Raw genomic sequence first — 26,025 nt, forward strand, 5'->3', positions numbered from 1 at the left:
GAATCGAGTGGTGGTGCTGGGGCTCACGGGCCGCTCCTGTCGTTTTCTTGACGATCACCGGCGGGGGCCCGGCCGGTGGGCAGGTTGCCGGGTGGCTCGACCCGCAGCAGCTTCGCGATCGGCACGTCGGTCGACGAGTGGAGCACGATCGACAGCGCGATCGTCACCGCGACCAGGTCGAACAAGAGTTCGCTGTCGGCGATGCCCGACTGCAGCGCGAGCAGGCCGTAGACCACGGAAGCGAAGCCTTTCGGCCCGAACCACGCAGCGGTCGCTCGCTCGCGCCCGGACAGCGGGGTCCGCAGCAGCGACAGCAGCATCGCGGCGCGCCGGACGAGCAGGATCGCCAGCACGGCCAAGACCCAGCCGCCGGCGTCGAGGTGGGAGAGCCGGTCGGGGGTGATCAGCGCGCCGAACACCAGCAGCGCGGCGAATTTGGTGATCTCCGAGAGCAGGTCGCCCAGCGGCTCGAACTGCTCGGCTGCGGTCTTGTCGACGGTCGCCAGTGTCGAACCGGCGGCGAAGGCGGCCAGGTAGGGGTTCGCGTGGGTGAGGTGGCAGCCCGCATAGAGGATCACCGCGATCGCCAGCGGCCCCAGCGCATGCAGGCGTGGTTCCGCGGTGAGGACCTTGAGCCGCCACGCCAGGGCGACCAGCAGGGGCAGGACGATCCCGAGGGCCAGGCCGAGCAACAGTTCGACGACGACCGTGCCGAGGTCGGACGAGGTGTGGGTCGCGGTGGCGAGGAAGATCAGCACGAACGGCAGCGCGAGCCCGTCGTTGAGGCCCGACTCGACGTTGAGCAACCGCCGCAGCCGCAGGGGCACGTCATCGCGGCCGACGATCGCGGCCGCGAACACCGGGTCCGTCGGGGAGAGAGTCGCGCCGAGCAGCAACGACGTCGGCCAGTCCACACCGACCAGGAAATGGGCGGGCACCGCGATACCGACCATCGTCAGGGGCATCCCGAGCCCCAGGGCCCGGCCCGACAGCCGCCAGTTCTCCCGCAAGGCCGGCAGGTTCGCGCGCTGCCCGTCGGTGAACAGGACCGTGAACAGCGCGATGTCGGCCAGCGAGGTGACGAGCGGGTCGCGTGGCGCGATGTGGATCAAGTCCAGACCGCCGCCCCCGAGCAACGCTCCCGCGAGCAGAAACAACAACGCCGTCGACAAGACCGTGCGCGCCGCGACGCCGGACAGCGACACGCTGATCAGCAACACGACACCGAAGGCGAGAACGAGCGCCATGGCACTCCCCGAGGTCGACAAACCGACTCGTCACCCGGGCGGGCACGAGCAGGCCGACCAGACTTCCCGGCGCTCCGCGCGTAAAGATGCCGCAAAGACCGGCTCGGGGCAAACCGGGAATCACTCCTCCTGGCGCAGCGACCACACCAGGCGTTGCGGGGAAAGCCGCTCGGACGCGACGTAGTAGACGGTCGCGCCGCGTGGAAGGGACGCCGCCCCCGCTGGGTTCACGATGAGCCGGTCGCGGTCCCGCACCGCGAGCAGCGTCGCCCCGTGGTGCCGCCGGAGTGACGCCCGGCACAGTTCGACACTTGGAGATCCCGCCGACTCCGGAACCACCGTGGAGTACGTGCTTGCGCCGCCTCCGGTCATCAGGTCCGCGCAGACGTCGGCGATGTTCAGGGGACACCAGCTCCTCGATCCCGCTGGCGATGCCGACGATCATGGCCGGGCCAACCAGATCACCATGCCGGCGCTGGCGATGGTCGTGATCTCCGGCATGGTCGGCGCGCCCGGCCACGGCGCCGAGGTGTATGCGGCGATGACCAGCCTGAAGCTCGACCCAGGATTCGAATCCGGGCTCGGTGTCGTCGTCCTCGCCATCTACCTCGACAGGATCACGTCGTCGCAGGGCGATCGCTCGGCCGTGGACAAGCCCGCCGGCTCGCGGGCGCCTCCCGATACGAACGCCGTCCAGAAAGGACTGATGAGTGCGCACAGCCAAGTGGATTCTCGCGCCGGGCACGGCCACCGTCTCTCTGACCGCTCTCGATCGGCTACATCAACTGGGACGAGGACATCGCGCTGAGCACCCTGTACCAGTCGGTGCTCGCGGATAAGGGTTACACCGTCAAGACCCAGCTTCTCGACGTCGGCCCCATCTACGCCGCCCACGCGCAAGGACTACTGGAACCAGTACAAGGACAAACTCGAAGACCTCGGCGTCTGGTATGACAATGCGACTCTGAACCTCGCAGCGCCCGACTACGTCAAGGACGTCGACAGCATCGTCGACCTCAAGACGCACGCCGCGGAATTCGGCGGCAAGATCACCGGGATCGAGGTGAGCGCCGGCGAGACCACGGCGATGCTCGCCGCGCTGGACAGCTCGATCAAGGCCCGGAAGCCCATCGTCGTGACGCTCTGGCACCCGCACTGGACCTACTCCCACTACCACCTGAAGGACCCTCAAGATGCCATGGGCAAGGGCGAGCAGCTGCACGCCATCGGCCGCAGCAGCTTCGGAGCGGATTTCCCCGCTCTGGGCAAGATCACGAACAACCTCACGCTCACCGACGACCAGCTCGGTTCGCTCGAGGACATGAGCCAGCAGGCACCCAGGGGCCAGGAGATGGCCGCGGCCGGGAAGTGGGCCGACCACAGTTGGTCGACCAGGCATTCGCCGGCCTCTGACGGCTCGCGCGGTCCACTCTCGTCGCGGTGAGCGGACCCCGCCCGCGGCACGGCCGGTCGCGCCCTCCACACCGGAGAAGCACACTGCCGGAAACGCGCTGGCCTTGTCCGACCGCTTTCGACCGGATACGGCACACTGAAAGCATGGCCCGTCCCACGCCCGCCGCAGCCGGTACCGACGTCGACGCGATCACGGATGCCGTGCTCACGGCGTCCCGGCTCCTGGTCGCCGTGTCGGCCCGATCCATCGCGGCAGCCGGCGACCTCATCACCTTGCCGCAGTTCCGCGTCCTGGTGATCCTGCACTCGCGCGGCGCCTTGAACCACGCCGCGCTGGCGGAACTGCTGAACGTCACACCTTCGACCACGAGCCGCATGGTCGACCGGCTCACCGCAGTCGGCATGGTCGCCCGGCAGAACAGCCCGTCGTCACGCCGGGAAATCCTCATCGAGCTCACCGACGAGGGCGCCCGGGTGGTGCGACTGGTGACCAACCGGCGCCGCCGCGAGATCGCCAAGATCGTCGCGAAGATGCCCGAACACGCCCGCCACGGCTTGGTCGATGTGCTGACCGCCTTCACCGAAGCCGGCGGCGAGCCCTCTGTCGACGCGACCGCGGACGGCATCTGGGGCTGACAGGATCGTCAGGCAAATGTCAGGTGCCGCGGACCCGCCGCGCACGAGAATGAGCCAGTGAGCGCTCCCGATCGCACCAGCCATCGACAGGATCAGCCGCACCCGGGCCGGACGGTGCTGCGGGATCGGTGATGCGCTACGCCCAACACTGCCCGGTGGCCGCAGCAGCCGAAGTCCTCGGTGAGCCCTGGACCGTACTGATCATCCGAGAACTCCTGCACGGCAGCAGCACTCCCCCGCAGCTGATCCGCGGACTGCCAGGCCTGTCGCGCGGTCTCCTCGGCAAACGTCTCCACCAGCTGTCCGCAGCCGGGCTGGTGACGGTGGCGCGGTCGAAGGGAACGCTCACCGCGTGTGCCTTGACCGACGCTGGCCGAGCACTCGAAGGCGTGATCGACCTACTCGGGCGCTGGGGACGTCGGTGGCTCCCACCACCGCGCACCGGCGACCTGGATCCGGAACTGCTGTTGCTCGACATCGCCCGCGGCATCGGCCGGCTCCGGTTGCCGGCCGCGCCGGTCAGCATCCACTTCCGGTTCACCGAAACATTGCGGCAGCGGTGGTGGTGGCTGGTCCTGTCGGAGGCAGCCGCCGTGGCCACAGCCGAGGACCCCGCACTGCCGATCATCATGCAGATCGAGTGCACGCCCTCCGCGCTCGCGGCGATCTGGCTCGGCCACGACAGCTGGCTCAACGCGATCAAGGACCACGTGGTTCGCCTCACCGGCGACCGCGAGGCCGTCCGGTCGGCCGTCGCGTGGCTCGGGACGAGCCGCTACCACCGGCCCGCGGAGCCCCCGGGGTGAACCGCACACCACCGGGCGACGGCAGACAGCCGGGGTCGCGGCGGCGATGCCGCACGGATTGCTCGGGCCGGTTCACCCACCAGTCCAACGCCAGCAGCGACAACGCCGCGACGACACCCAGCCCGCCCAGCAGCACGGCGCCGAACGCCACCGCCAAACCCGACACCAGCAGCACGGGCACGACCGCGAGCCAGCAGTACGGGTCCGGCTTGCCGAACCACCTCCGGTCACCATTCGCCACAGCTTCCCACCTCCCCGGTCACCATTGCAGTATGCAACATTTTCCTACGACATCAATCCGGGGTGGGCGGTATCGTGGTGAACGATGACCGGGAAGGGCCCGAAACGATGACCGTGCGCGTGCTGCTGGTCGAGGACGACGTGATGATCAGCGAGGCGCTCGCCCTGACGCTCGCCGACGAAGGTTTCGACGTCATTTCCACGGGCTCGGGTGAAGAAGCGCTCGAAACCGTGGAAACCACCACCGTCGACGTCGTGCTCCTCGACTTGATGCTGCCCGGCATCGACGGGTTGAGCGTATGTCGGACCTTGCGCGACAACGGCGACCTGCCGGTCATCGTGATCACCGCGCGCACTGACAGCTCCGACGTGATCGCGGGGCTGGAAGCCGGCGCGGATGACTACGTGACCAAGCCGTTGGTGCCAGGAGAGCTGGCGGCGCGGGTCCGGGCCCTGCTCCGCCGGGCGGCTCCGGCTCGCCCGGCACGGCTGCGGGTCGGTGATCTGGAACTGCGCCCCGAAGACGCGAGCGCATACCGGTCGGGTAAGCCGATCCACTTGACCCGTACCGAGTTCCGCCTGCTGACCGAGCTGGCCGCGGCCGAGGGCGAGGTTGTCACGAGGGAGCAGTTGCTGCAGCGGGTATGGGGCCACAGCTACTTCGGCGACACCCGACTGCTCGACGTCCACATCAGACGGCTGCGGCGCAAGGTCGAACCCGACCCCGACGTCCCCACCATGGTGGTGACGGTGCGCGGGATCGGCTACCGTGTGGGCTCGCCGGCGTGAGTACCGGCGCACTCAGTCGCGTTTCCCTGCGCTGGCGGGTCTCCGCGGCGTTCGGGCTGGGACTTCTGCTCGTGGTGAGCACGCTCTCCATCGCGGTCTGGAACCTCACGACGGGGTACATGTTCAGCCAGCGCGAACAAAGCGCAGCACGGCAAGCGGACGTCAACGTCAGGTTGGTCGACGCGGCGATCCGCGCGCACCCCGACAGCCTCGACGAGCTCCTGACCGGGCTCGCCACCGGACCTGACTCGACGATCCTGCTGTCCCTGCCGGATGGTTGGCTGACCGCCGGCCGCCACATCGTCCCCCAGGCCCTTCCGGCCGAGCTGGTCGCGCAAGCGCGAGCTGGGCAGCCGGCGCGGCAGCGGTTCACGGCCGATGGCGTTCCGGTCCTCGGTGTCGCCCTTCCCGTCGCCGCCCAGAACGGCCTCTACGTCGAGCTCTACCCCCTGCTCGAACTCGATCGGACCTTCCGCTACCTCAGCACCATCCTGATCGCGGGCACCGTGGCCTGCAGCGTCCTGGGGGTCGCGCTGGGCGCGTGGTCCACGCGCCGCGCCCTGCGCCCGTTGACCGCGCTCACCGCTGCGGCGTCCCGGGTCGCAAGTGGCGACCTGAGCGCCCGGCTGCCGGACCAGGCCGATCCCGATCTCGCTCCGCTGGCCACCAGCTTCAACGCGACCGCCGACGCGCTCGAACAGCGAGTGCGCCGGGACGCTCGGTTCACCACTGACGTCAGCCACGAACTGCGCTCCCCGCTCACGACGATGACCACCGTCGCCGAAGTCCTGGACCGCCGCCGCGAGTCCATGCCGGCCCCGGCGCAGAAAGCGTTGCGGCTGCTGCTCGCCGAGCTGCGCCGTTTCCAGCGCATGGTGCTGGACCTGCTGGAGATCTCTTCGGCCGACGAACAGGATGCCGACCACGACCGCGAACTGATCGATCTGGCGGCGCTGGCGCGCAACGTCATCGCCAGCAGATCCGGCCCGGGCCTCGCCGTCGACTCACCGGCGGAACCGCTTCTGGTCTTCGGCGACCGGCGACGGCTCGACCGGGTCTTGACGAACCTGCTCGACAACGCCGATCGCTACGGCGGTGGGCCGGTTCGCGTCGGGGTGTTCGCTCACGACGGCGCGGTACGGCTGGAGGTCGACGACGCCGGCGAGGGCGTGCCCGCGGATCTCCGCGAACGCGTCTTCGAACGCTTCGCCCGGGGCGTGCACTCCGGGCGGCGCGGACCGGATTCCGGAACCGGTCTCGGCTTGGCCATCGTCGCCGACCACGTGCGCCGCCACCACGGCAGCGTGCACATCGAAGACCGCTCGGGCGGCGGAGCCCGGTTCGTGGTCGAGCTAGCGGAAGCTCGCGGATGACCCGACTCTCCACCAACGCTCGCCCTCGCCGCGCCGATCGTCAGGCAGTCGTCAGGTGCACCACAGCCGTGGAGCAGCAGAATGGGACGGTCATCACAGCAGCAGGAACGAGGAACCACCCGTGCCGAACCAAACTTCTGTAGCCGTCCCCGCCCAGGTCAGCGAGCGGTTGGCGGAAGAATTCACCGGACAGCTCTCCGCCGCGGCGATCGATACCATCGTGCACGCCGCGGCCCGCGACCTCGAAGGCCAGATCGTTCCGGAAGCACTGGACGAAATGCTGCACCGGCTGGCCCGGTTCCGCCTCGTCCGGCTGGTCGACGCCACGCGCGGAACTCAGAACAGGCTTCCCTCGTCCTCCGGCCAGCCCCAGACCGCGTAGGAGCCCAGCAGTTCCCGCAGCCCCGCCGCGTCCCGTCCGCGGGCCGGCGCGCCGCCTTCGCGTGCGCCGGACAACACATCGCGCACAAAACCCTCGACCACGGCGGGCGGCGGCACCGTCGCTTCCGCCAGCCGGGCAAGCACCGTCGAAGGCTGCCGGCTCGTGTTCTCCAGCACGACTTTCCAGCCGCTGCGCGCGGACCAGATCGCCATCACGTCTCGGTCCGGATGGCGGACGCACCGGTCGGGCAGTGCCAAGTAGGCGGCTGGTCGTGCCCCGCCTTCGCAAGCCGTTCCCCCTGGCGGCACCCGCAGGGCGTGGCCGACCGCGCGGATGTACGCAGCGAGCCCGAGTTCCTCCGGCGGCAACGGCCGTTCGCGGATCACCGGCGCGCGTCGCGGTCCGAGAGACGGGCCAGCATCGTGTTGTACGCCCGTAGCGCGTCCTCGTCCTCGTCGACTCGAGTCCCGTCGCCGAGCTCCAGCGCGGACCGGCGCGCGTTCTCCAGCCACGATCCGAGGTCGTCGCCACGCTCGGCCGACCGGAGCCAGCCGCCGATCACGACGACGGCCAGCACGGCCATCAGCGCGTCGCCACCGACCCACATCATCGCGCCGCCCCAGTGCAGGTCTTCGACCAGTCCGGGCCCCCAGTGCCGGGCCACGGCCGCATAGGCGGGGAACGGCTCGTGCGGCGTCATCATCAGCGCGACCCCCACGACCGCGTCGACCACCATCGCGGCGAACAACAGCACCAGCCGCATCAAATAGGGCGTGGGACGTCTGCGCGGTCGTACCCCCAGGATCGGCAACAGGAGCAGCAGACCGGCGAGCACGTAGCCGGCTTCCTCGACTCCGTGCAGTGCCGGGACGGTGAGGGCGCCCTGCAGGAACGGGGTGAGGTGGGTGCCCACGACCACCACCGTGTACAAGGCGAACCCGCAGATCGGGTGAGCGGCTGCGGCGACGACCGCGCCGCCGCGGGGCAGCAGCTCGAACGGCTGCCCGAACAGCAGCAGCGCCGGAGCGACCATGATGAGCAGCAGGTGCTGAGCCATGTGCACGGTGAACAGCACCGAGCTGTAGGTGTTCACCCCGCTGCCGAGCGCGAACAGAACCACGATCAGGCCGGCGGAGAACGCGCACGTCCGCCGCGCCGGCCAGGAACCGGCCCGCGCCGCGGCCCAGCCGTACCCCAGCGCTGCGAGACCGACGGCGATCGCGCCGGCCACCGGCACGTCCCAGTCGGTCAGCAGCGTCCACGCGCCGAGTGGTGCCACGGTGGTCACCGGGGCTCGGCTCGGCCGATAATCATGCTCGGGGTAACTTTTGCAGTGAGCAACACTTGCACGATGCTACTCGGCCTGCTGGGCCCGGAGAGGAGCGGTGCGGATGACCTCGGTCGCCCCCGTGCGCTCGGTGGAACTGGCCATCGGCGGCATGACCTGCGCGGCGTGCGCGGCGCGCGTCGAGCGCAAGCTGAACAAGCTGGACGGGGTGCGCGCGAGTGTCAACTTCGCCACCGAACGGGCAATCGTGGAGTCTGACGCCCCGCCGGACGAGGACGTGCTGCTGCGGCAGGTGAGCCAGGCCGGCTACACCGCCGAGGTGCTGCGGCCGGAACGGATGTCGGCGGCGCGGGGCGACGAGGCCCGGCGGGTGTGGCGTCGCCTTGTGGTGGCGCTGTTGCTCGGCATTCCGGCGGCGGACCTGTCGTTCACCCTCGCGCTGGTTCCGTCGCTGCGGTTCACCGGCTGGCAGGCCGTGGTGCTCGCACTGGCCGCGCCTGTCCTGACGTGGTCGGCGTGGCCGTTCCATCGCAAAGCCGCTGTGGCGCTGCGGCACGGGAGCACGTCGATGGACACCCTGGTGTCGGCGGGGATCCTCGCGGCGACCGCGTGGTCGCTGTATTCGATGTTCGGGGCGGACACCGCTTCCGGCGCCGACGGAGTGTGGGGGTTGCTGCTGCGGCCGGCCGGCTCGATCTACCTGGACGTCGCCATCGGCGTCACGGTGTTCGTCCTCGCCGGCCGCTTGTACGAAGCTCGAGCCAAGCGGACGGCCGGAGCCGCCTTGCGCGCGCTGTCGGAGCTGGGCGCGAAAGCCGTTTCCCTGCTCGACGAGCACGGTGGCGAGCGGCGCGTGCGCGCGGCCGAACTCAGAGCGGGTGACCGCTTCGTCGTCCGGCCTGGGGAGACCATCGCCGCCGACGGCGTGGTCCTGGACGGCGCGTGCACGGTCGACGGGGCCACTATGACCGGGGAGTCCGTGCCGCGGGACGTGACCGTGGGCGACACCGTGCTGGGCGCGACCGTCGCGCTCGGGGGCCGCCTGGTCGTCCGCGCCACCCACATCGGGGCCGACAGCCGGATCGGACTGCTCACCCGGCTCGTCGAACGAGCCCAGCACGACAAGGCCTCCGCGCAACGGCTGGCCGACCGGATCTCGGCGGTGTTCGTCCCCACCGTGGTCGCTCTGGCGGTGCTGACCGCGGTGGGCTGGGCGCTCGCGGGCAGCGGTGCGCCGCACGCGTTCAGCGCCGGACTCGCCGTGCTGATCATCGCCTGTCCGTGCGCGCTGGGTCTGGCCACACCAACGGCGCTGCTGGTCGCGTCGGGCCGCGGTGCTCAGCTCGGGATCTTCCTCAAGGGGACCGCGCCGCTCGACTCGGCTCGCGAGGTCGACACTGTCGTCTTCGACAAGACGGGGACCGTGACCACGGGACAGCTCGTCGTCACCGGAGTCCGCAGCGAGCAGTACGGCCGAGAAGAGTTCCTGCGGCTGGTGGGAGCGGTCGAAACCGCGTCCGAGCACCCCATCGCGGCAGCGATCACCGCCGAGGCCCGTGCTGAAGCGGGTGAGGTGCCCATGGTCGAGGAGTTCAAGTCGCTCTCGGGGCTGGGGGCACGCGGCAGCGTCGAAGGCCACGACGTGCTCGTGGGGTCGACCCGACTGCTTCGAGACCACGGCATCGCGCTGTCGCCAAGCTTCCACGACGACGTGAAGACTTGGGAACACGCCGGCCTCGGCGTCGTGGCCGCAGCGGTCGACGGCACAGCAGCGGGACTCATCGCGGTCGCGGACACCCTGCGCCCCACCGCGCCCGCGGCGATCTCGGCGCTGCACGGTCTCCGGCTGCGCACGATCCTGCTCACCGGTGACCGCGAGGCCACCGCCCGCACCATCGCCGCCCGAGCCGGCATCGACGAGGTGATCGCCGACGTGCTGCCCGACGGCAAAGCGGCGGTGATCGACCGGCTGAAACGTGAAGGCCGCACGGTCGCCATGGTCGGCGACGGGGTCAACGACGCCCCGGCGCTGGCCCGCGCCGACCTCGGGCTGGCCATGGTCACCGGAACCGACGTGGCCGCAGGCGCGGCGGACATGATCCTCGTGAGCACCGACCTGTCCGTGGTGCCACGGTCGCTGCGCCTGGCCCGCGCCACCACCCGGACCATCCGCGGCAACCTGTGGTGGGCGTTCGGCTACAACATCGCCGCTCTGCCGCTCGCCGCAGCCGGCCTGCTCAACCCGCTCGTCTCCGCCGCGGCGATGGCATTGTCCTCACTGTTCGTCGTGTCCAACAGCCTGCGGCTGCGCACGTTCGACGCCGACCGTCAGACCACAGTGGACCAGTAGGGCCAGAACGCCTGCAGCACCAGCACCACGACAACGACATACCACAACGCGAGCAGTCCACTGTGGACACGTCGGACGAGTCCGCCGAATACAGTCCCGCGCAGGTTGTGGAGCGTGGTGTACCAGAACGTGGCGATCGTGACGATCCACACGACCATGCAATACGGGCAGAGCGCGTGGATGCGGTACAGGCTAGCGAAGATCAGCCAGTGGACGAACCCGACGCCGAACGTGGCGCCGACCTGCATCCCGAACCACACCCAGCGCGGCGCTGTGTACCCGGTCAGCAGCACCACACCGAAAGTCACCACGACGGCGAAAGCCGCGATCCCGATCAGCGGATTGGGAAAGCCGAACGCGGAGGCCTGGGGGCTGTCCATCACCGAGCCGCACGAGATGACCGGGTTGATCGAGCAGCTGGGCACGTAGGCCGGATCGCGCAGCTTCGCGATCTTCTCCAGCGTGAGGGCGATCGCCGCGGCCAGTCCGAGTGCGCCGCCGATCAGGTAAAGCCAAGCCGGCCCCCGGGTGGTGTCGCCGGTGGTGGTCACGAGGCCAGTGCCCGGTCGAGCTGCCCGCGCAGTTGCCGGGCGACCTGGGCATAGGTGGTGCCGGCCGGCGAGAACTTGCTGCCGTTGACGAAGATCGTCGGCGTTCCGGTGACCCCGGCTTCGTTCCCGTCGGCCTGCCCCTGGTCGATCCGCGCCTGCACCGCCTTCGAGGCCATGTCGGAGTGGAACCGGCCGAGGTCGAGGCCGAGATCCTCGGCGTAGCTGTCGAACCGGGCCTGGGCACGAGCAGTGTCGTCACTGACGTTCTTGCCGTCGGCGGCCAGGGCCCACGTGGGGTAATCGCCGTAGAGCTTCTCGTACATCTGCTGGTACTTGCCCTGCAGCGCCGCGGCTTCGGCGGCCCGGGCCGCAGGGACGGCGAGCGGGTGCATGGGGAGCGGGAAATTCCTGGTGACGAACGTGATCCGGCCCGCGTAGTCGTGCTCGATGCTGCTGGTCACGTTCTGGTAGTAGGCCTCGCACACCGGGCATTGGTAGTCGAGAAACTCGACCACGGTGACCGCGCCGTTGTCCGCCTGGCTCAACGTGTGGCTGTCGCGATGGCGCAGGACGTCCGCGGCGACGGTGCCGGAGCTCGGCGCGGGCTCGTCCCTGTGGTTGAACACCAGAACACCACCGATGACCAGCACGGCGACGACGATCACGGCGATCGTCGTCCACGTGTTCGCCGACAGTCCTTTCCCGGTTGTCACCGGGTTGCGTTTGTTCCGTGCCATTTCTCGAAGGTGTCCTTTCGTAGTGTGTCCGGGACGTCGAGGTCGGTGTGCTCCCAGCTCGCCAGCAGCGCGGCGAGCACGGCGAGCAGGACGAGTTCGCTCACGACCAGCGCGAGGATCCCGGCCAGCCGCTGGTCGGCGTGCAGGTCCGGGACCCAGGGCAGTGCGAGGGCCTGGTACATGGCCGCCGCGGCCGGGCCGTTTCCGAGCACGCGGTGGCTGGTCACCACGGCCGCACCGAAGACGACGTCCGCCGGCATGGCGGCCAGGACCACCCCGAGGCGGGCGATGTTCGGCATCGGGCGCGGTGGCGGGTCGGTACCGATCACCGGCCAGAAGAACAGGTAGCCGGCCACCAGGAACCAGCAGTCGATCGCCAGATGCGCCCAATGGAAGCGGACCGCGGCGTCGAAGACTCCGGTGAAGTAGAGCCCGAACGGGGAGCCGGCGAACAGCAGCAGCGACGGCGCCGGATGAGTGAGGAACCGTAGCGGCCCGGTGCCGATCAGCACGTCCAGCCGCGGTCGAAGGCCGGGAGCGGACGCTCTGAGAAGACCGAGCGGTCCGCCCAGCGCCAACAGCGCGGGAACCAGCATCGAGAGCACCATGTGAACGGTGAGGTGCACGCTGAACTGCGCGGCCGCGTACCGCCCGAAGCCCGACGACGTCGCGAAGAGGAGCACGAGGCAGGCGCCCAGCCACGCCAGAGTGCGAGACCACGGCCATTCACCCGCGCGGCGCGCCAAGAGCCAGTACCCGATGGCGAGCACGACCGAGAGCGGGCCGAACACCACATCGGGGCGCCAGTCGACGAGCAGCCGCAGCAGGGTCGGCGGTCCGGTGAGGTCGTAACCCAGCACCACCTGTCCCGTCGTGGCCGCCCGCGAAAAGAACTCGGGCAGCGGGAGGTGTGTCAGATCCACGGACGCCGCGAAAACACCGGCCAGCGCCGCGAACTCGGCACCCGTCCAGGCGAGCCAGCCCGGACGGCGACGCAGCCGGAAGCCCAGGACGCCGATGCCCAGGACCACCGTCGTCTTCCCGATCAAGACGAGCCCGTAGCCGGATGTCCAGCCCGTGGCCGGGACCAGCACTCCGGCAAGGACCAGCCCGCTGGCGACGAGAACGAGCCAGCACCCGACTGCGGCACGGTGGTACCTGAGCAATGCGGAACTATCGGGCGCCGGGCGTCGGCGCAGCACAGCGAAAAGCAGTCCCAGCCACACGCACGCCGTCGGGACGTGCAGGATCAGTGCGCCCAGCGCGAGGTCGTGACCGACGTCGGCCGAACCGTGCCCCGTCACGACGGGAGGCAGCACGGCCAGGACGGCGACCGCCAGCAACGCAACCGATGTGGTCCACCGGAGGGTGCCCTGGGCGCCCAGAGCGGTCACCGCTGCCAAGACCGTCGTCACAAGCCAGGCACGCGGTTCCTCAGTCGCCCCCATGAGGTCGATCAAATGCTCAGGCACAAGCACATCGCCCAGCCGCAGCCCAGCGGCGTTCGCCGCGGACAGCGGCACCTCGACCAGGGCGGCCAACATCCAGCAGGCGGCAGCGGCGGACGCCACGCGCAGCTCGCGGTACGCGTCGGGCCCCACCGATCCGGACGGGCGCGGCCGCGTGCAGAACACGGTGTAAGCGAGCGAGCCCACACAGATCGCCGCGGCGAAGTCGGCGACCAGCCTCGCCACCGGAGCCCCGACGGCGACCACGACGCCCGGGTCCCCGTCGCCCACCGCCAGATACGGCCCCGACCCCGCGAGCCACGCCGCGACGCCGAGACCGACGACCGCGACGGCACTGGCCGTGGCCACGCGCCGCGTGATCACCGCGCAGCCACCAGCATGAACGCCATCCCGCCGGCCATCGTGGCGAGCATTGCCCGGGCCCCGAGGTCGGTGCGGGTGACAACCGCCGGGTTCCGCGCGGGTTCGGTTCCGGTACGGCCCTGGTGGATCCGCCCCCACACATCGAAAACCCACGCCAAACCCTCGATGGTGAGGTAGGCCGCGCAGAGCTGCGCCAGGAGGCCCAGCCGCGCCGGCGACTCGGCGCACATCGCGGCCATCACCAGGAAATCCGCCGTCGACAGCACCCAGCGGTGGTGTACGCGGCGGTCACGCCACCACAGACTGACAGTTGTCACGGCGAGCACGGCCCCGCCGGCCGAGAACAGCACTGCGCCGGCCTCGTAGAGGCTCGGATGGGCCATTCTCGGCAGCGCGTACATCGCCGCCATGGCCGCGGCCATCACCGTGTGCCCGGCGTGCCACCAGCGCTGCCGGCCGTCCATCGCGACGACGTGAGCGAGGTGCACGACAGCAGCGCCGGCGAGGACGGCCACCCAAGCCAGGCGGGCCCACTGCGGCAGCATCGACGTCACGTGGCCGCCGTCGCGGGGTCCAGGGCGGTGAGGACCGCCTGGTGGGTGATCCACCCGCTCAGCCGGTGTTCTCCTTCCAGCACGGGCAGGCCCGTGCCGGGAGCGTTGGTCAGCGCGGTCAGGGCGTCGGCGAGGCTGGTCTCACAGGTCACCAGCGGGGGCAGCTCGGCGAGGTCCCCGACGGTGCCTTCGTGATCGTCGGCGAGCGCTTCGGCGACCGCCCGCGCGGTGACGCATCCTTGGTACCGGCCATCCGATCCGACCACCGGCAGGATCCCGTGACCGGACACGGCGAGGGCGTGCGCTGCGCGCTCCAGCGCCAGCCCCCCGTCCAGCGGATCCGGCAACGGTTCGGCAACCGCCGCCACCCGGGTCTCGGCCAGCCGGCGAGCGTCCGGGTGCCGGTCGAGGTCGACACCTCGGCGGCGCAGTTTGAGCGTGTAGATCGTGTCGCGGCTCAACGCCCGGCTGGTCGCGGTCGCGATCACGATGGCCGTGAGCATCGGCAGGATGATCGTGTACTGCCCCGTCAGCTCGAACAGCACGATCACCGCTGTGATCGGTGCCCGGGCCGCTCCGGCGAAGGCCGCGCCCATCCCGATGAGGCCGTAGACCCCCGGTGAGGCGGTAAGATCCGGCAGCCAGGCGTGGGCGACGATGCCGAACGCAGTGCCCGCCATCGCCCCGATGAACAACGACGGCGCGAATACCCCGCCCGAGCCGCCGATGCCGATCGTCAAGCTAGTCGCCACGATCTTGCCCACCAGCAACAGCAGCAGGAACCCGATCACGTACTTGCCCTCGACCGCGTTCTGCAGCACCGGATAGCCGACCCCGTACATCTGGGGCAACAGCAGCAGCAGGCCCCCGAGGAACACCCCGCCCACCGCGGGCCGCAGCCACTCCGGACCGCGCCACAGCCAGTCGCACAGATCCTCGATCAGGTAGAGCACGCGGGTGAACAGCACACCACACGCCCCGACGATCAGCCCGAGCACGATGAACAGCAGATACTCGACCGGATTGCGCAGGGTGAACGGCGGCAGGTCGAGGAACGGCACGTTGCCGAACACCGCGCGGCCCACCACGCTCGCCGTGACGCTGGCCAGCACCACCGCACCGAAGGACTCCGCGGCGAAATCGCGCAGGATCAGCTCCATCGCGAAAAAGGGCCCGGCCAGCGGCGCGTTGAACGTCGCCGCGATCCCGCCCGCGGCACCACACGCCACCAGCACCCGCAACCGCGACTCCGGAAGCTTCGCCACGCGCCCCAGCGTCGAGCCCAGGGCCGACCCGATCTGCACGATCGGCCCCTCTCGTCCCACCGAACCGCCCGACCCGATCGTCAGCGCGGACGCGAGGGCCTTCACCGCGCTCACCTGCACCGGGATCCGCCCGCCCCGCTCCGCGACCGCTTACATCACCTCCGGCACCCCGTGGCCCCGGGCTTCCGGTGCGAACCAATACACCAACGGCCCGTACACCAGCCCCGCGACCACCGGCGCGAGCAGCAGGAACCACGGTCCGAGCTGGGGAAACCACGGGTGCGCCTCACGTCCCGCGGCCGAATAATCGCCATGCCCGGAGAACACGTGCGTGAACGTGGTGATCAACCACCGGAACACGACCGCACCCAACCCCGCGCCGGCACCAATGACCAGCGCCAGGCCGATCAAGCCGGTCGTGCTCTCCCGCAACCACCGACCCAACAGCTGCCGCGGAGGAACCACCAGTCGCCGACCTGTCACACCATTACCTCCAGACACAGTTGCAGTATGCAACACTTGCCGTGAGTAACAGCTGGCGGCCCACACTACGGTCCGCCTGCGTCGACGACGTCGCCGCGCGGATCAAGCCGCGTGGTGGCCACCGGGAGGAGCCCCATGGTTGGCGTGCGCCAGTTCGACGAGCGCGTGACCCTCGACCGCGCCCTGGACCTCTTCACCGAACGCGGCTTCCGCGCCACAACGATGCCCGAGCTCGCCACCGCCACCGGCGTCCAGCGCGGCTCCCTCTACCACGCCTACGGCGGCAAAGAGGAGATTTTCCTGCTCGCCTTCGGCGCGTACACCTCCCGCTTCCTCGCCGGCGCAGAAGCAGCCCTGGACCGGCCCACGAAGCACGCCGCGGTGCTGTCCTTCTTCGAGTACTGCATCCAAACCTTCACCGAGGGCCGTCCCTCTCACGGCTGCCTCTCCACCCGCACGGCGATCGAAGCGGCGAATGAGGTGCCCCGGGCGGAATCCGCAGTCCGCACCATGCTGAACAACCTGGAGACCATCATCTTCATCAAACTGTCTGCTGCCGACGACGGCGCGTCCCCTTCCGTCGACCTGCGCGCAGCCGCCCGCCTGATCGTCACCACAACCCGCGGCCTCGCAGTGATGGAACGCGCGAACTACTCCCCGACCGAACTGAAGTCGATCGCGGAAAGCCTGGTGACCTCACTGTTCAGCCGCTGAGCCCGCCGGCTCCGCAGTGAAGCCGCACCACGTCAGAAATCAAGGCAGGGTGCGAATTGCACCGTGACTCGCGCTGGTGTGACTCGTGGGCGTGGCCATTTGCGCAAGCGGGACCAGGTCGACGTGAATCGCATTTTTTCTCGTGCTTGACGCGATCGGGCCACCGGGGATGTGCTGGACCTGGCGATGGATCCCCCCGGGCCCGCTGGGCCGAACCGCCTCGCATGAGGCTGATGGCTTCCTGGTGCAGACGTGTGACGACCACTCGTGCCAGGAGGACGCAGATGACCACGAAGAGCTCCGAGCGGGTTTTGCGGCTGTCGATCTTTGTCGGCGACGGCGACCTCTGGCACCACAAACCGCTCTCCACGGAGATCGTCGACCGCGCCCACAATGCCGGCCTCGCCGGCGCGACCGTCATCCGCGGCATCGAGGGCTACGGCGCCACCTCCCGGATTCACACCCAACACGCGTTCCGGCTCGGCAACGACCTCCCCATGCTGATCACGATCGCCGACAGCGAAGAGCGGATCAGGGCCTTCCTGCCACAACTGGACGACCTCGACATGAGCGGGTTGGTCACCCTCGACGAGGTCGAGGGCATCCGCTACACCGCACCCGAGCGCCCACACACCCACTGGTGGCAGCACACCGAGTAGGCAGACGGTACCCGACACGAGGACTCCCGGGCAGGAGGCGCGACCCATGCAGCTCACCGAAAAGGCGTTGCGCACCTTGATCTTCCTCGGCGAGGACGACACCTGGAATCACCAACCACTGCACCACGAAATCGTGAAACGTGCCCGCGAAGCCGGCCTTGCCGGCGCGACGGTGCTGCACGGCTGCGAAGGTTTCGGCACGACATCACGAATCCACACCGACGAGATCTTGAGCCTGACCGAGGACCTTCCCATCGTCGTGATCATCGTCGACACCGAAGACAAGTCCGCGCGTTCCTGCCCGAGCTCGACGAGCTCATCGCCGATGGCACAGTGCTCCTCGACGAGGTCGAAGTCGTCCGCTGCGAAGGGGCACCCCGAGCATGACCCATCGCGCTCGGCTGCGGGGGCTCTCGGTTCCGACGCACTCGATAGTGACGACAAGACTTCACAAGTCGGAAATAAGACACCGGTCATTGTCCTGTTGCGCTCAATCGACGACCCGGCCTCGGGGCGGCATTGTCAGCCACGCGCCAGTCCACGCGCGCCGCGACCAGCAATGACGCGGGAGCTTGGCCGAACGGACTACCGTCGACGCGCGGCTCCGACTCAGCGGGACCCGGCGAGCGGTGGGAGGCTGCAGCGGCATGTCTCCCAAGCGCACGCGCGAGATTTCGTCAACGGGACTTGTCAACTCCTGTCGCGGGATCGGTCGGTGTCGCGAGTTCGGTGTAGACGTCGGGGATGCCGTCGCGATCCTGGTCTCGGGTTTCAGCGTCGTGGATGCGGCGGTACACGCGGTTGCGGGCACGGAGCACGATCGTGGCGAGCAGCGCCGCGATGAGGGAGCCGGTGAGGATGGCGATCCGCGCGTGGTCGTCGGCAGGAGTGCCGGTTCCGAAGGCGAGTTCGCCGATGAGCAGGGACACGGTGAATCCGACACCGCCGAGCAGCGCGAGCCCGGCGCAGTCGATCCAGTGCAGACCTTCGGACATGCGGGCGCGGGTGATTCGGGCGGTGAGCCAGGTCGCGCCCAGGATCCCGAAGGTCTTGCCGAGGAGCAGCCCGGCGACGATGCCGAGCGCGACGGGGTCGGACAGGGCATTGGTGAGCCCGGTCCAGCCGCCGAGCGGGACCCCGGCGGCCATCAGGGCGAACACCGGCACCGCGACCCCGGCCGACAGTGGCCGGAACCGGTGCTCGAAGTGCTCGGCCAGACCGGGGCCGGCATCGGGGCCACCGGCGGCCTGGCTGCGGACCACGGGGACGGCGAAGCCGAGCAGGACGCCGGCGACGGTGGCGTGGACCCCGGAGGCGTGCACCAGAGCCCATGTCGCAACCGCCAACGGCAGCAGCAGCCACCAGGACCGGACCCGGCGTTGCACCAGGACGGTGAAGGCGGCCAGCGGTGCCAGCGCACCCAGCAACGGCCAGAGTTGGAGGTGGTCGGTGTAGAAGCCGGCGATGATGACGATCGCGATGAGGTCGTCGACGACGGCCAGGGTGAGCAGGAAAGTGCGCATCGCCGCGGGGAGGCACCGGCCGACCACCGCCAGCACCGCGAGAGCGAACGCGATGTCGGTGGCGGTGGGGATCGCCCAGCCCTGGAGGGCTCCGCTCCAGTTGACGAGCAAATAGATCAGGGCGGGGAGGGCGACACCGCCGACAGCGGCGGCTACGGGAACAGCAGCGCGGCGGGGATCGCGCAGGTCGCCCGCGACGAACTCCCGTTTGAGCTCGAGGCCGGCGACGAAGAAGAAGATCGCGAGCAGCCCATCAGCCGCCCAGGCGCCCAACGACAGGTCCAGGTGCAGGGCGGCCGGACCGATGGTGAACGAGCGCATTGCCTCGTAAGCCGGCGCCCAGGGGGAGTTCGCCCACACCAGAGCCACCACCGCGGCCGCGAGCAGCAGCGCGCCCCCGATGGTCTCTTTACGGAGAATGTCAGCGATACGTCGCGCTTCCGGCCAGGATCCGCGGATGAAAACCGCCCGGTACCGTGATGGGGTCGAGGTCATCGCCGCTCCAGTCGGTCGGGTGCACGTCACATCGCCGACCAGACTTCCCGGCACACCACAAGCGAGCTTAGGCGGCTTTTACGGTTTATGTACAACCGAACCAGCCGGACGGCGCGTTGTTCTGGCCCAGCGCCCACTGGACTCCTCGCTCGCGCGCAACCTCTGCACAGCTGGCGCCCTGCCATTCGCCCACGGCTCAGGGTGGGCGGCGACGAGCGTCGCCCGACGGGCGCCGCTGGTTGGCCACGAGATGAGCTGCGTCCTGACGGCGGGCTTGCTCCAGGAACACTTCGGCGGATCGGCCGCCAGAGCCCTGCCGAGCGACCGCAAGCAGCCCTGGCTCCTTGCCCCCAACCTCGACACGGACCGACGCTCCCACGGACTGCCAGTCGACCGCACTATTCCCGCATCCAGCACCGCCAGGCGCTTCCGCCTCCGGCGGTGAGCCCAGCCCGCCGTTGACACCGGCGACGCCAAGGCCGGGCGGGGCCAGGTACCAACGCCAGGAGCACCCCGACGAGGGGCTGAAGAAGAGGTCGGGACGCCAGTCGGTGACCAACTGCAGCAGCGTTGCGGCGGGGAACGCCAGCTCGTTCAGCGCGAACACCGGCTTGCCGGTGAGGGTTACAGTGAACTCTCTGCAGTCGAGCGGCGGGCTGAGGGGCACGAGATCGTCGGGCTGCTGCACGCGAGTGTGCAGTCCTCGCAGCCGGGCACCACCCGCGAGATGCTGTCACGGGTCGAGTCGTAGCCGGTTTCGAACGTGCTCCACAGCACGCCGTGGTCGCCACCGAACGGGGCACGCGCGAGCCGTGCGATGATCGCTACCTCTGAGAACAGGTGGTCGCTCGCCGGGGCCAGCCAGGCCACGACCGGCGCCCTCATGTAGATCACTCACATCCTCGGTGAGTTCCGGGGCGATGCGCAGTTCACGGCCTGGGCCTGCAAATTCGCCATCTTCGAGGTCTCGACGAAGGTCGGCCGGCGCTGCTGGCAGGACCACCGAGTGTTTCTCGACGAGGACGAGACGAATCGCACGCGAGCCCCGGTCGGTGACGAATCACCCCACCAGGTGCAAGCCGTCGGGCTTCGAAACGCCCCCGTCCAGGCCGTCCAGGCCGTCGAGAACGTGCTGACCGAACACCAGCGGCGTCACCAGCGCCAATCGTAGGAGGTGCACTCGTACTTGTCCCGGTATCGAGGTCGGTTCGATTCATCACGCCTTCGAGCACGACGAATGACCGCCCGGTACATCCAACGAATGTCGCACCGCACACGACCAGATTGCCGCAACGGGGACGGCCGACGTGGCGATTCCTCGGCGACGCCAACGCGAGACGACCGTGCCGAACCCGCCCCTACGGGGAGCAATCCGAGCCTACGACCTGCGGAGAGACGCGTTTCACCAGGTCGAACCAGGTGCCACACTTCCCTGACACGGAAGAGGTCACTGGTTCAATCCCAGTATCGCGCACCAGCTGAAACCGCAGGTCAGAAGCCCTGTCCCTCCCCGGAGGGGCGGGGCTTCAGTCGTCGGATGGCGATGATCCGGCGATGGCCCCAGGCCCGGGCCCGATCGTCCGTCGAGACCGCAGGTGCGGGAACCACGACACCAGTTTCGCCCGTTCCCCCGGATACAGCGAAGCCAGCGACCGCAGCCAGCGCTCCTCCAACGCGTCCAGGATCTCGTTCACCATCGCCGGGGTCACATGGTCGTATACCCGCGCTATCCCCTTCATCTTCTGCCCCAGCCGCGCCCGACGGGCCACCTCCGGGATCCCGTCCTCGGTCAGCCACGTGGCGTGGGCGTGCCGGCCCTCGTGGAAGGTGAACGTGGGCAGAATCGGCGGTCGCCGCTCCCCCGCCCCGGACTCGTCGAGATCCACTCCGTCCCACGCCGGACGCCAGAACCGGATCCGGAAATTAGACCGCCGCCAGGGGTGCCCCTCCGCCGTGGACAACACAAAGGGATGCCGATGGCTGTCCATCAGCTCCTCGTACAACACCGCGATCCCCGACGGCAGCGCCACGAAGCGAGTACCCGCCGGTGTTTTCGTCCGCCCCTTCTTCGGCCGGGCGTTCCCGCGCCGTGCCGGAGGCCGCTGCCGACCCGGCGAGTGATCGCGATCACTCTTCCGGCCGCCCAGTTCGACGAGGTGCCGCGCGGCCGTGGCGGGTCGACGGCGTCGGCGACGCTGCGGCCGATGATGACGATGTCCCAGTCCCGGCTGGCGAACACGCCTGAGTCGATGGCACTGAACCCGCCGCTGACGGCGACGGGGAGTTCCGTCCAGCTGCGGACCGCGCGGGCAACGTCGAGCGGGGTTGCGCTGCCGATACCGATGTCGATGTTGGTGGTCACCGTGAAGCCGTCTACGCCGGCACGTTCCATATCCGTGATCCATCGATGCGTGGCGTTGACAGGAGTGTCGAGCAGGATCGGGACCGCAAGCCGACGCCCGGCATCAACTGCTGCTCGAACGCTGGCGGTGGTCGCAGGACCAATGAGCTGAACGATGTCTGCCCCTGCATGAGCGGCGAGGAGCAGGCTCGTCGAGCAGGGAAAACGCAACGGCCGGTGGCTCGTTGCCCGCGAAGCCGCCTACATCTGTGAAACGTCGCCCGACGATGAACCTCGCCTTGCCCGCGAACGCTTCCGCCGCAGGCGAAATCGCTCCGACGCCGACTTCCTTGATCAGAGGATCGCCAACTTCGATCAGGTCTGCCCCCGCGTTGGCCGCAGCACGAGCGACGGTGACTGCGTCTTCGATGTTGTGCATGTCGAGCGCGATCTGAATGGAACGGCGGGTTGAGATGACCGGTGCGGACTTCTCGGAGGATGGTGCGCAGGGCACGGTGGTCACCTCGCCGTCGTCGGAGTTCGGCGATTTCGTGTGGCGGTTCGCCGCTGTACAGGATTCGGAGTCGGTCCTGTGTCGGCTCTACGTTTCCGGGCGCATTTCGCCAGGTGGCCGATGTATCCATGATGGACAACGCGCAGTCGATCAGTTCTTTGCGCCGGGGAGGTATGCCAAGGCGATCGAGACCCCGCAGCGCGCGGTCGCGCACATGCCAGTTGTTGTCTTCAAGCAGGATCGTCAGGAAGTGGATCGCGGCGTCTCCGGGAGCTCGGGTGACGACGGGAGCGACCGTGGCACGGACCTTGTAGTCGGCGTCGGCGATCAACCGCGACATGACCGTGAGGCCGGTCTCGTCAACGGCGACGGTCTCGTCGGAGAGGGCTTCGGCGAGTGCCGCGCGCACTCGCCAGTCCGGGTGGCTAAGAAATGTCTCGAGCGTCGTGTCGCCGGCGTCGCCGAAAAACAGGTAGAAGTGGCGTGCGAAGAAGGTTGCTTCGCCGCTGTCGGCGAGGTTGGTGCTGTCGAGAAGCGTGTAGGCGTCGACACTGTTGAAGGTTGTTTCGACGAAAGTCCCGATGTCGGGCCAGATTTCTGTGCCAAACCTGCGGAGGAGTGTCAAGAGCCACCGGTAGCTGGTGCGCGCGAGCGCGTTGTGGGTGTTCGGGTTTCTCAACAGGGCCCGACTCAATGCGGGATCCTGACTGGTCGCCGCCCGGTCGGCGCACGCTCGCAGCACTTCGGAAGTCGCGAAGCGAGTGCGCTCTGCTCCCGTCATCATCAACGGGACTGTCGAGACGAGCGACGCCGTAGGGGCGGTCGCCACGAAATCGAGGATCTCTGGCGCGACGGCGTCGAGGCGCTGCAGGACGAGGTCGTAGATACTGCGCGCCGTCCCGGATGTGGCCGCGCGGTCGGCCAGTTCGTTAAGTGCCCTGACCGTGTTCACGGATCGGCCTTGTTCGTGCAGGCGATCAGCAAGACTGGTGCTGAGGAAGAATTCGCACAAGACGTCGTGGGTGAACTCGCGCTTCCCAGAGTGAGTTCGCCTGATCACCGTGGCGGGCATGCGCAGGGGCAGTTCCGGCGCGGTGGTCACGGCGGCGCTGGTGAGGCCGGCGAGGGTTGGCGGAACCTCGTCCTCGCTCTGATGTTGAGCCAAATGGGTGAGCAGGGCGATGCGCTGTTCGACAGCGTCTGTGTCGTTGCCGAGGACGCGGCGAACGCAATGGTCGATGAGGGCGTAGGTACTGAGGTCTCCGCGTGTTGCGTCGGGCGGAGCATCGAGAGCGAGGGTCATGTACAGCGGTGTGCGTATGAGGTGCTGCACTCCGGCGGGGAGTCCACTGAATGGAACATCGGCCGCGCGATCCCAACGGGCCCGGGCTTGAGCGGTGGTCCATGGCTGGATCGTGTGGTAGCCGGCGTGTTCGCCGCCGTGGTTCTCCTTGAACAAGGACGCGTGCAGCAACGGGTGGGCGGTGGTCTCGATCGCCGGGGGGCTGCGGACGGTCAGCACGAAGCGCAGTGCACTGGTCGTGACCTGACGCAGAATTGCGTCGACCTGGCGTCCGATCGCTGCAAAGGCCTCATGGGTGGCGGTGCCGTCGATGACTACCAGGAACGGCCGGGTGAGCTGGGCGCTGTGGGATTCGAGGCTGAGCAGGGCGTCGTCACCGCGGGGGATCGACGTGTACCGCAGGATCTCTGCGGCGACGTCGACGGTGGCGAGCTCCCAGCTGGCCAGGGTGAGCAGCTGGCAGTCGATGGAGGGCCCGAATTGCCGAGCCAAGTACTCGATGAAGGTCGTCTTGCCCGTCCCCGCAGCCCCGGTAACCAGGAACACCCGGGCTGACGAGGTCACGAAGCCTCGGACCGCGTCCTCGATCGGCTCTGGCGGCGCGTACGGCACTGCCGGCGCCAGTCCGTCGCCAGCAGCGTCGAGGAGGACTGCCGTGCGCGTGGCCGACCCTGCGCCGAGGCGGCCGGCCGTGACGTTGCGTTCGCGGTCGAACAGGTCCCGTTGCTCCGGCGAGAGTCTGCCCAGCTCGGTGTTGAGCACATCGATCGTGTCGGTCTGGAGAGCGGAGTCACGGTCGGGCTTTTCCCACGTGACCACCGAACTTTATGAGTATCCGAGCCGCTTGGCGAAATCACGCTGGTTGCGGTTCAGGACGGTACGCAGCAGTTTCACCTCGCGTGGTGTCCAGGTCGGCTGTCGGTTCACTGCGGGTTTGCCTCCGTGAGATGGGCCGATCACGCATCTTCGCCGAATCGCCAGCGTAGCGGGCCGTGTACGCGCGGCTGCTGATCGCGGCTGATCACTCCACGAGCAGCCAGGCCTTCCGGCTCGTCCGTCAACGAGGTGCCGATCCCGGGTCACGCCACCGCGGGCGCGGTACCGATTTCACAATGAGCGGACACCGTTCAACACTGGCCGCACATTCTTCGCACCCGTTGGGTGTCAAGCCTCTCGCCTTCACGCACATTCATGTGCCTTTTGTACGCGTCCGGAATCTGCTGCACAATGGACGAAGACCGGGAAAACAGAAGCCATTGAGAGCGAGCACATGTCCTACCTCCTGCGCATCGACGCGTCCCCGTCGACCGAATCGTCCTTCTCCCGCCTGGTCGCGGACACGTTCGAACAATCCTGGACCGGCGACGTCATACGCCGGGACCTCGCGCTCACCCCGGTCGAGCACCTCGGTCAGGCGGGAATCACCGCTCGCACCACACCGCCGGGCGAACACACCGCCGAGCAGGCTGCCGCGGCCGCGCTGCAGGACGAACTCGTAGAAGAATTCCTCGGTGCGAGCGCATATCTCTTCGCCGTCCCGATGTACAACTACTCGATTCCGTCGGCTTCAAGGCCTGGCTGGACCAGACCATGATCGTCGACCGGACCATCGGGATCGGACCGGATGCGGCACCCTCAGCCGGCCGGCGCGCCGCCATCATCTCCGCCCGCGGCGGGGGCTACAGGCCCGGAGCCCCTCAGCACGGCAAGGATTTCCTCGTCCCCGCCCTGAAAACCATCCTCGGCGACCCCATCCCTCATGGCACTCGACGTGCACGTGATCACACCGGAACTGACCTACGCCCCCACTGTGGACGCGCTCCGCCCACTGCACGCCCTCGCCCGAAATACGCCACCGAAATGGCCACCGGCCAACACGTAGCCTGACCCACCTGTAAATCAAAGAACGGAATTCTGTCATGTACAAGCCCCTCAAGGCGCACGACGCAGCTCTGGTCCTGATCGACCAGCAGATCATCTCCATGACGACGATCAAGACTCAGTCGCCGGAGGTCGCCAGGCACAACACCATTGCCCTGGCGAAAACGGCGTCGGTCCTCGGCATCCCCAGCGTGTGGACCAGCAGCACCGAGGACGAGAACGAGGACTGGTGGATGCCCGGCCTCGAGGAAATCAACCCCGAGGCGTACAAGAACCGCATCAAGCGGACCGGGATCGTCGACTCGTGGAACGATGCGAGGTTCGTTCGGGCGGTGGAGGCGACCGGTCGGCGTACCCTGATCATGGCGGGCACCACCAACGACGGATGCCTCCTCTACACCGCCCTGAACGCGCGGAAAGCCGGCTACGAAGTGCACGCGGTGCTCGACGCAGCCGGATCCCCTTTCCAGTTCTCCGAGGACGCCGCTCGCGTCAGGATGGCGAACGAGGGCGTGATCCTGACCGCCACCAACACCGTGATCGGCGAACTCGCGCTCGACTGGTCCACCAGCACCGGTAGCGCATTGCGTCAGATCCTCGCCGAGACGTTCACCTCCACCTTGGGTGAATTCGGCCTCAAGAAATAAAA

The 26,025-nt window shown here is 68.7% G+C and carries 23 protein-coding genes and 3 pseudogenes; 13 read left to right on the forward strand and 13 right to left on the reverse strand.

Features of this window, described 5'->3' with window-relative positions; all coding sequences use genetic code 11:
• Positions 1 to 23 precede the first annotated feature (23 nt).
• The gene (locus AB0H62_RS16700) at positions 24 to 1,247 is read right to left on the reverse strand and encodes a cation:proton antiporter (RefSeq protein ID WP_360586745.1); all 1,224 of its coding nucleotides are present in this window, start codon (positions 1,245 to 1,247) and stop codon (positions 24 to 26) included.
• A gap of 120 nt (positions 1,248 to 1,367) precedes the next feature.
• Positions 1,368 to 1,502, reverse strand: a complete 135-nt coding sequence (locus AB0H62_RS16705) for a hypothetical protein (protein WP_360586747.1) — start codon at positions 1,500 to 1,502, stop codon at positions 1,368 to 1,370.
• Between the two features lie 85 nt (positions 1,503 to 1,587).
• On the opposite strand from AB0H62_RS16705, the gene AB0H62_RS16710 reads away from it, so the two are divergent.
• From AB0H62_RS16710 to AB0H62_RS16740, 7 genes and pseudogenes are all read left to right on the forward strand, one after another.
• Positions 1,588 to 2,055: a hypothetical protein gene (locus tag AB0H62_RS16710; RefSeq protein WP_360586749.1), complete on the forward strand. Its 468-nt coding sequence runs from the start codon at positions 1,588 to 1,590 to the stop codon at positions 2,053 to 2,055.
• 17 nt (positions 2,056 to 2,072) lie between these two features.
• A pseudogene (locus tag AB0H62_RS16715) lies at positions 2,073 to 2,691 on the forward strand (glycine betaine ABC transporter substrate-binding protein).
• A 113-nt stretch (positions 2,692 to 2,804) separates the two neighbouring features.
• Positions 2,805 to 3,296 (forward strand): MarR family transcriptional regulator, encoded by a 492-nt coding sequence (locus tag AB0H62_RS16720; protein ID WP_220241605.1) that lies wholly within the window; start codon positions 2,805 to 2,807, stop codon positions 3,294 to 3,296.
• A gap of 131 nt (positions 3,297 to 3,427) precedes the next feature.
• Positions 3,428 to 4,102 (forward strand): helix-turn-helix domain-containing protein, encoded by a 675-nt coding sequence (locus AB0H62_RS16725; RefSeq protein WP_360586750.1) that lies wholly within the window; start codon positions 3,428 to 3,430, stop codon positions 4,100 to 4,102.
• Positions 4,103 to 4,450: 348 nt separating this feature from the next.
• Positions 4,451 to 5,131, forward strand: a complete 681-nt coding sequence (locus AB0H62_RS16730; protein WP_360586752.1) for a response regulator transcription factor — start codon at positions 4,451 to 4,453, stop codon at positions 5,129 to 5,131.
• Positions 5,128 to 6,504, forward strand: a complete 1,377-nt coding sequence (locus AB0H62_RS16735) for an ATP-binding protein (protein ID WP_360586754.1) — start codon at positions 5,128 to 5,130, stop codon at positions 6,502 to 6,504. Before AB0H62_RS16730 ends, AB0H62_RS16735 begins: the two co-directional genes overlap by 4 nt.
• Positions 6,505 to 6,625: 121 nt before the next feature.
• On the forward strand, positions 6,626 to 6,886 hold the full coding sequence (locus AB0H62_RS16740; RefSeq protein WP_360586756.1) for a hypothetical protein: 261 nt from the start codon (positions 6,626 to 6,628) through the stop codon (positions 6,884 to 6,886).
• On the opposite strand, the gene AB0H62_RS16745 is transcribed toward AB0H62_RS16740, so the two are convergent.
• Complete coding sequence (locus AB0H62_RS16745) at positions 6,841 to 7,272, reverse strand: DUF6292 family protein (RefSeq protein WP_360586758.1); 432 nt, start codon at positions 7,270 to 7,272, stop codon at positions 6,841 to 6,843. The two genes, AB0H62_RS16740 and AB0H62_RS16745, sit on opposite strands and share 46 nt — an antisense overlap.
• A complete protein-coding gene (locus tag AB0H62_RS16750; RefSeq protein WP_220241609.1) occupies positions 7,269 to 8,174 on the reverse strand; it encodes a cytochrome c oxidase assembly protein in 906 nt (301 codons plus the stop codon). The genes AB0H62_RS16745 and AB0H62_RS16750 overlap by 4 nt, the downstream gene beginning before the upstream one ends.
• A 103-nt stretch (positions 8,175 to 8,277) precedes the next feature.
• Here AB0H62_RS16750 and AB0H62_RS16755 point away from each other — a divergent pair, with 103 nt between their 5' ends.
• Positions 8,278 to 10,524 carry a heavy metal translocating P-type ATPase gene (locus tag AB0H62_RS16755; RefSeq protein ID WP_360586760.1) on the forward strand — a complete coding sequence of 749 codons (2,247 nt, stop codon included), beginning with the start codon at positions 8,278 to 8,280 and terminating at the stop codon, positions 10,522 to 10,524.
• Here the strand turns inward: AB0H62_RS16755 and AB0H62_RS16760 are convergent.
• The 5 genes and pseudogenes from AB0H62_RS16760 to AB0H62_RS16780 all read right to left on the reverse strand — a co-directional run bounded on the left by AB0H62_RS16760 (position 10,503) and on the right by AB0H62_RS16780 (position 15,946).
• Positions 10,503 to 11,075 (reverse strand): vitamin K epoxide reductase family protein, encoded by a 573-nt coding sequence (locus AB0H62_RS16760; RefSeq protein ID WP_360586762.1) that lies wholly within the window; start codon positions 11,073 to 11,075, stop codon positions 10,503 to 10,505. The genes AB0H62_RS16755 and AB0H62_RS16760 overlap by 22 nt on opposite strands.
• Positions 11,072 to 11,812 (reverse strand): thioredoxin domain-containing protein, encoded by a 741-nt coding sequence (locus AB0H62_RS16765; RefSeq protein WP_360586764.1) that lies wholly within the window; start codon positions 11,810 to 11,812, stop codon positions 11,072 to 11,074. The genes AB0H62_RS16760 and AB0H62_RS16765 overlap by 4 nt, the downstream gene beginning before the upstream one ends.
• Entirely contained in the window at positions 11,785 to 13,629 is a 1,845-nt protein-coding gene (locus AB0H62_RS16770) for a cytochrome c oxidase assembly protein (protein ID WP_360586766.1), read from the reverse strand. Before AB0H62_RS16770 ends, AB0H62_RS16765 begins: the two co-directional genes overlap by 28 nt.
• Before the next feature lie 11 nt (positions 13,630 to 13,640).
• Positions 13,641 to 14,189 carry a DUF5134 domain-containing protein gene (locus tag AB0H62_RS16775; protein ID WP_255638862.1) on the reverse strand — a complete coding sequence of 183 codons (549 nt, stop codon included), beginning with the start codon at positions 14,187 to 14,189 and terminating at the stop codon, positions 13,641 to 13,643.
• Between the two features lie 5 nt (positions 14,190 to 14,194).
• Positions 14,195 to 15,946, reverse strand: a pseudogene (locus AB0H62_RS16780) (chloride channel protein).
• 144 nt (positions 15,947 to 16,090) lie between these two features.
• On the opposite strand from AB0H62_RS16780, the gene AB0H62_RS16785 reads away from it, so the two are divergent.
• The 3 genes and pseudogenes from AB0H62_RS16785 to AB0H62_RS16795 all read left to right on the forward strand — a co-directional run bounded on the left by AB0H62_RS16785 (position 16,091) and on the right by AB0H62_RS16795 (position 17,706).
• A complete protein-coding gene (locus AB0H62_RS16785) occupies positions 16,091 to 16,660 on the forward strand; it encodes a TetR/AcrR family transcriptional regulator (RefSeq protein WP_220241616.1) in 570 nt (189 codons plus the stop codon).
• A 284-nt stretch (positions 16,661 to 16,944) separates the two neighbouring features.
• Positions 16,945 to 17,319: a DUF190 domain-containing protein gene (locus AB0H62_RS16790; RefSeq protein WP_220241617.1), complete on the forward strand. Its 375-nt coding sequence runs from the start codon at positions 16,945 to 16,947 to the stop codon at positions 17,317 to 17,319.
• Positions 17,320 to 17,365: 46 nt separating this feature from the next.
• Positions 17,366 to 17,706 (forward strand): annotated as a pseudogene (locus tag AB0H62_RS16795) (DUF190 domain-containing protein).
• A 290-nt stretch (positions 17,707 to 17,996) separates the two neighbouring features.
• Here the strand turns inward: AB0H62_RS16795 and nhaA are convergent.
• From nhaA to AB0H62_RS16815, 4 genes are all read right to left on the reverse strand, one after another.
• Positions 17,997 to 19,337 (reverse strand): Na+/H+ antiporter NhaA, encoded by a 1,341-nt coding sequence (gene nhaA / locus AB0H62_RS16800; RefSeq protein WP_220241618.1) that lies wholly within the window; start codon positions 19,335 to 19,337, stop codon positions 17,997 to 17,999.
• 196 nt (positions 19,338 to 19,533) lie between these two features.
• A complete protein-coding gene (locus AB0H62_RS16805; RefSeq protein WP_360586769.1) occupies positions 19,534 to 20,025 on the reverse strand; it encodes a hypothetical protein in 492 nt (163 codons plus the stop codon).
• Between the two features lie 838 nt (positions 20,026 to 20,863).
• Positions 20,864 to 21,367, reverse strand: coding sequence for a hypothetical protein (locus tag AB0H62_RS16810; protein WP_255638128.1), 504 nt, complete (start codon positions 21,365 to 21,367; stop codon positions 20,864 to 20,866).
• Between the two features lie 343 nt (positions 21,368 to 21,710).
• Complete coding sequence (locus tag AB0H62_RS16815) at positions 21,711 to 24,314, reverse strand: AAA family ATPase (RefSeq protein ID WP_220241620.1); 2,604 nt, start codon at positions 24,312 to 24,314, stop codon at positions 21,711 to 21,713.
• A 451-nt stretch (positions 24,315 to 24,765) separates the two neighbouring features.
• Between AB0H62_RS16815 and AB0H62_RS16820 the strand changes: the two genes are divergently transcribed.
• A complete protein-coding gene (locus tag AB0H62_RS16820) occupies positions 24,766 to 25,089 on the forward strand; it encodes an NAD(P)H-dependent oxidoreductase (RefSeq protein WP_220241621.1) in 324 nt (107 codons plus the stop codon).
• Positions 25,090 to 25,414: 325 nt separating this feature from the next.
• A complete protein-coding gene (locus AB0H62_RS16825) occupies positions 25,415 to 26,023 on the forward strand; it encodes an isochorismatase family protein (protein WP_220241622.1) in 609 nt (202 codons plus the stop codon).
• Positions 26,024 to 26,025 lie beyond the last annotated feature (2 nt).

Origin of the sequence: Amycolatopsis sp. NPDC050768, assembly GCF_040654155.1 — a bacterium.
In the GTDB taxonomy this organism is placed as follows: Bacteria; Actinomycetota; Actinomycetes; order Mycobacteriales; family Pseudonocardiaceae; genus Amycolatopsis.

What these genes read in the sequence shown, in the direction of transcription:
- AB0H62_RS16755 (WP_360586760.1), top strand. Translation starts at nt 8,278, where the DNA reads ATGACCTCGGTCGCCCCCGTGCGCTCGGTGGAACTGGCCATCGGCGGC.
- AB0H62_RS16820 (WP_220241621.1), top strand. Translation starts at nt 24,766, where the DNA reads ATGTCCTACCTCCTGCGCATCGACGCGTCCCCGTCGACCGAATCGTCC.
- AB0H62_RS16775 (WP_255638862.1), bottom strand. Translation starts at nt 14,189, where the DNA reads ATGCTGCCGCAGTGGGCCCGCCTGGCTTGGGTGGCCGTCCTCGCCGGC.
- AB0H62_RS16700 (WP_360586745.1), bottom strand. Translation starts at nt 1,247, where the DNA reads ATGGCGCTCGTTCTCGCCTTCGGTGTCGTGTTGCTGATCAGCGTGTCG.
- AB0H62_RS16790 (WP_220241617.1), top strand. Translation starts at nt 16,945, where the DNA reads ATGACCACGAAGAGCTCCGAGCGGGTTTTGCGGCTGTCGATCTTTGTC.
- AB0H62_RS16730 (WP_360586752.1), top strand. Translation starts at nt 4,451, where the DNA reads ATGACCGTGCGCGTGCTGCTGGTCGAGGACGACGTGATGATCAGCGAG.
- nhaA (WP_220241618.1), bottom strand. Translation starts at nt 19,337, where the DNA reads ATGACCTCGACCCCATCACGGTACCGGGCGGTTTTCATCCGCGGATCC.
- AB0H62_RS16720 (WP_220241605.1), top strand. Translation starts at nt 2,805, where the DNA reads ATGGCCCGTCCCACGCCCGCCGCAGCCGGTACCGACGTCGACGCGATC.
- AB0H62_RS16765 (WP_360586764.1), bottom strand. Translation starts at nt 11,812, where the DNA reads ATGGCACGGAACAAACGCAACCCGGTGACAACCGGGAAAGGACTGTCG.
- AB0H62_RS16725 (WP_360586750.1), top strand. Translation starts at nt 3,428, where the DNA reads ATGCGCTACGCCCAACACTGCCCGGTGGCCGCAGCAGCCGAAGTCCTC.
- AB0H62_RS16825 (WP_220241622.1), top strand. Translation starts at nt 25,415, where the DNA reads ATGTACAAGCCCCTCAAGGCGCACGACGCAGCTCTGGTCCTGATCGAC.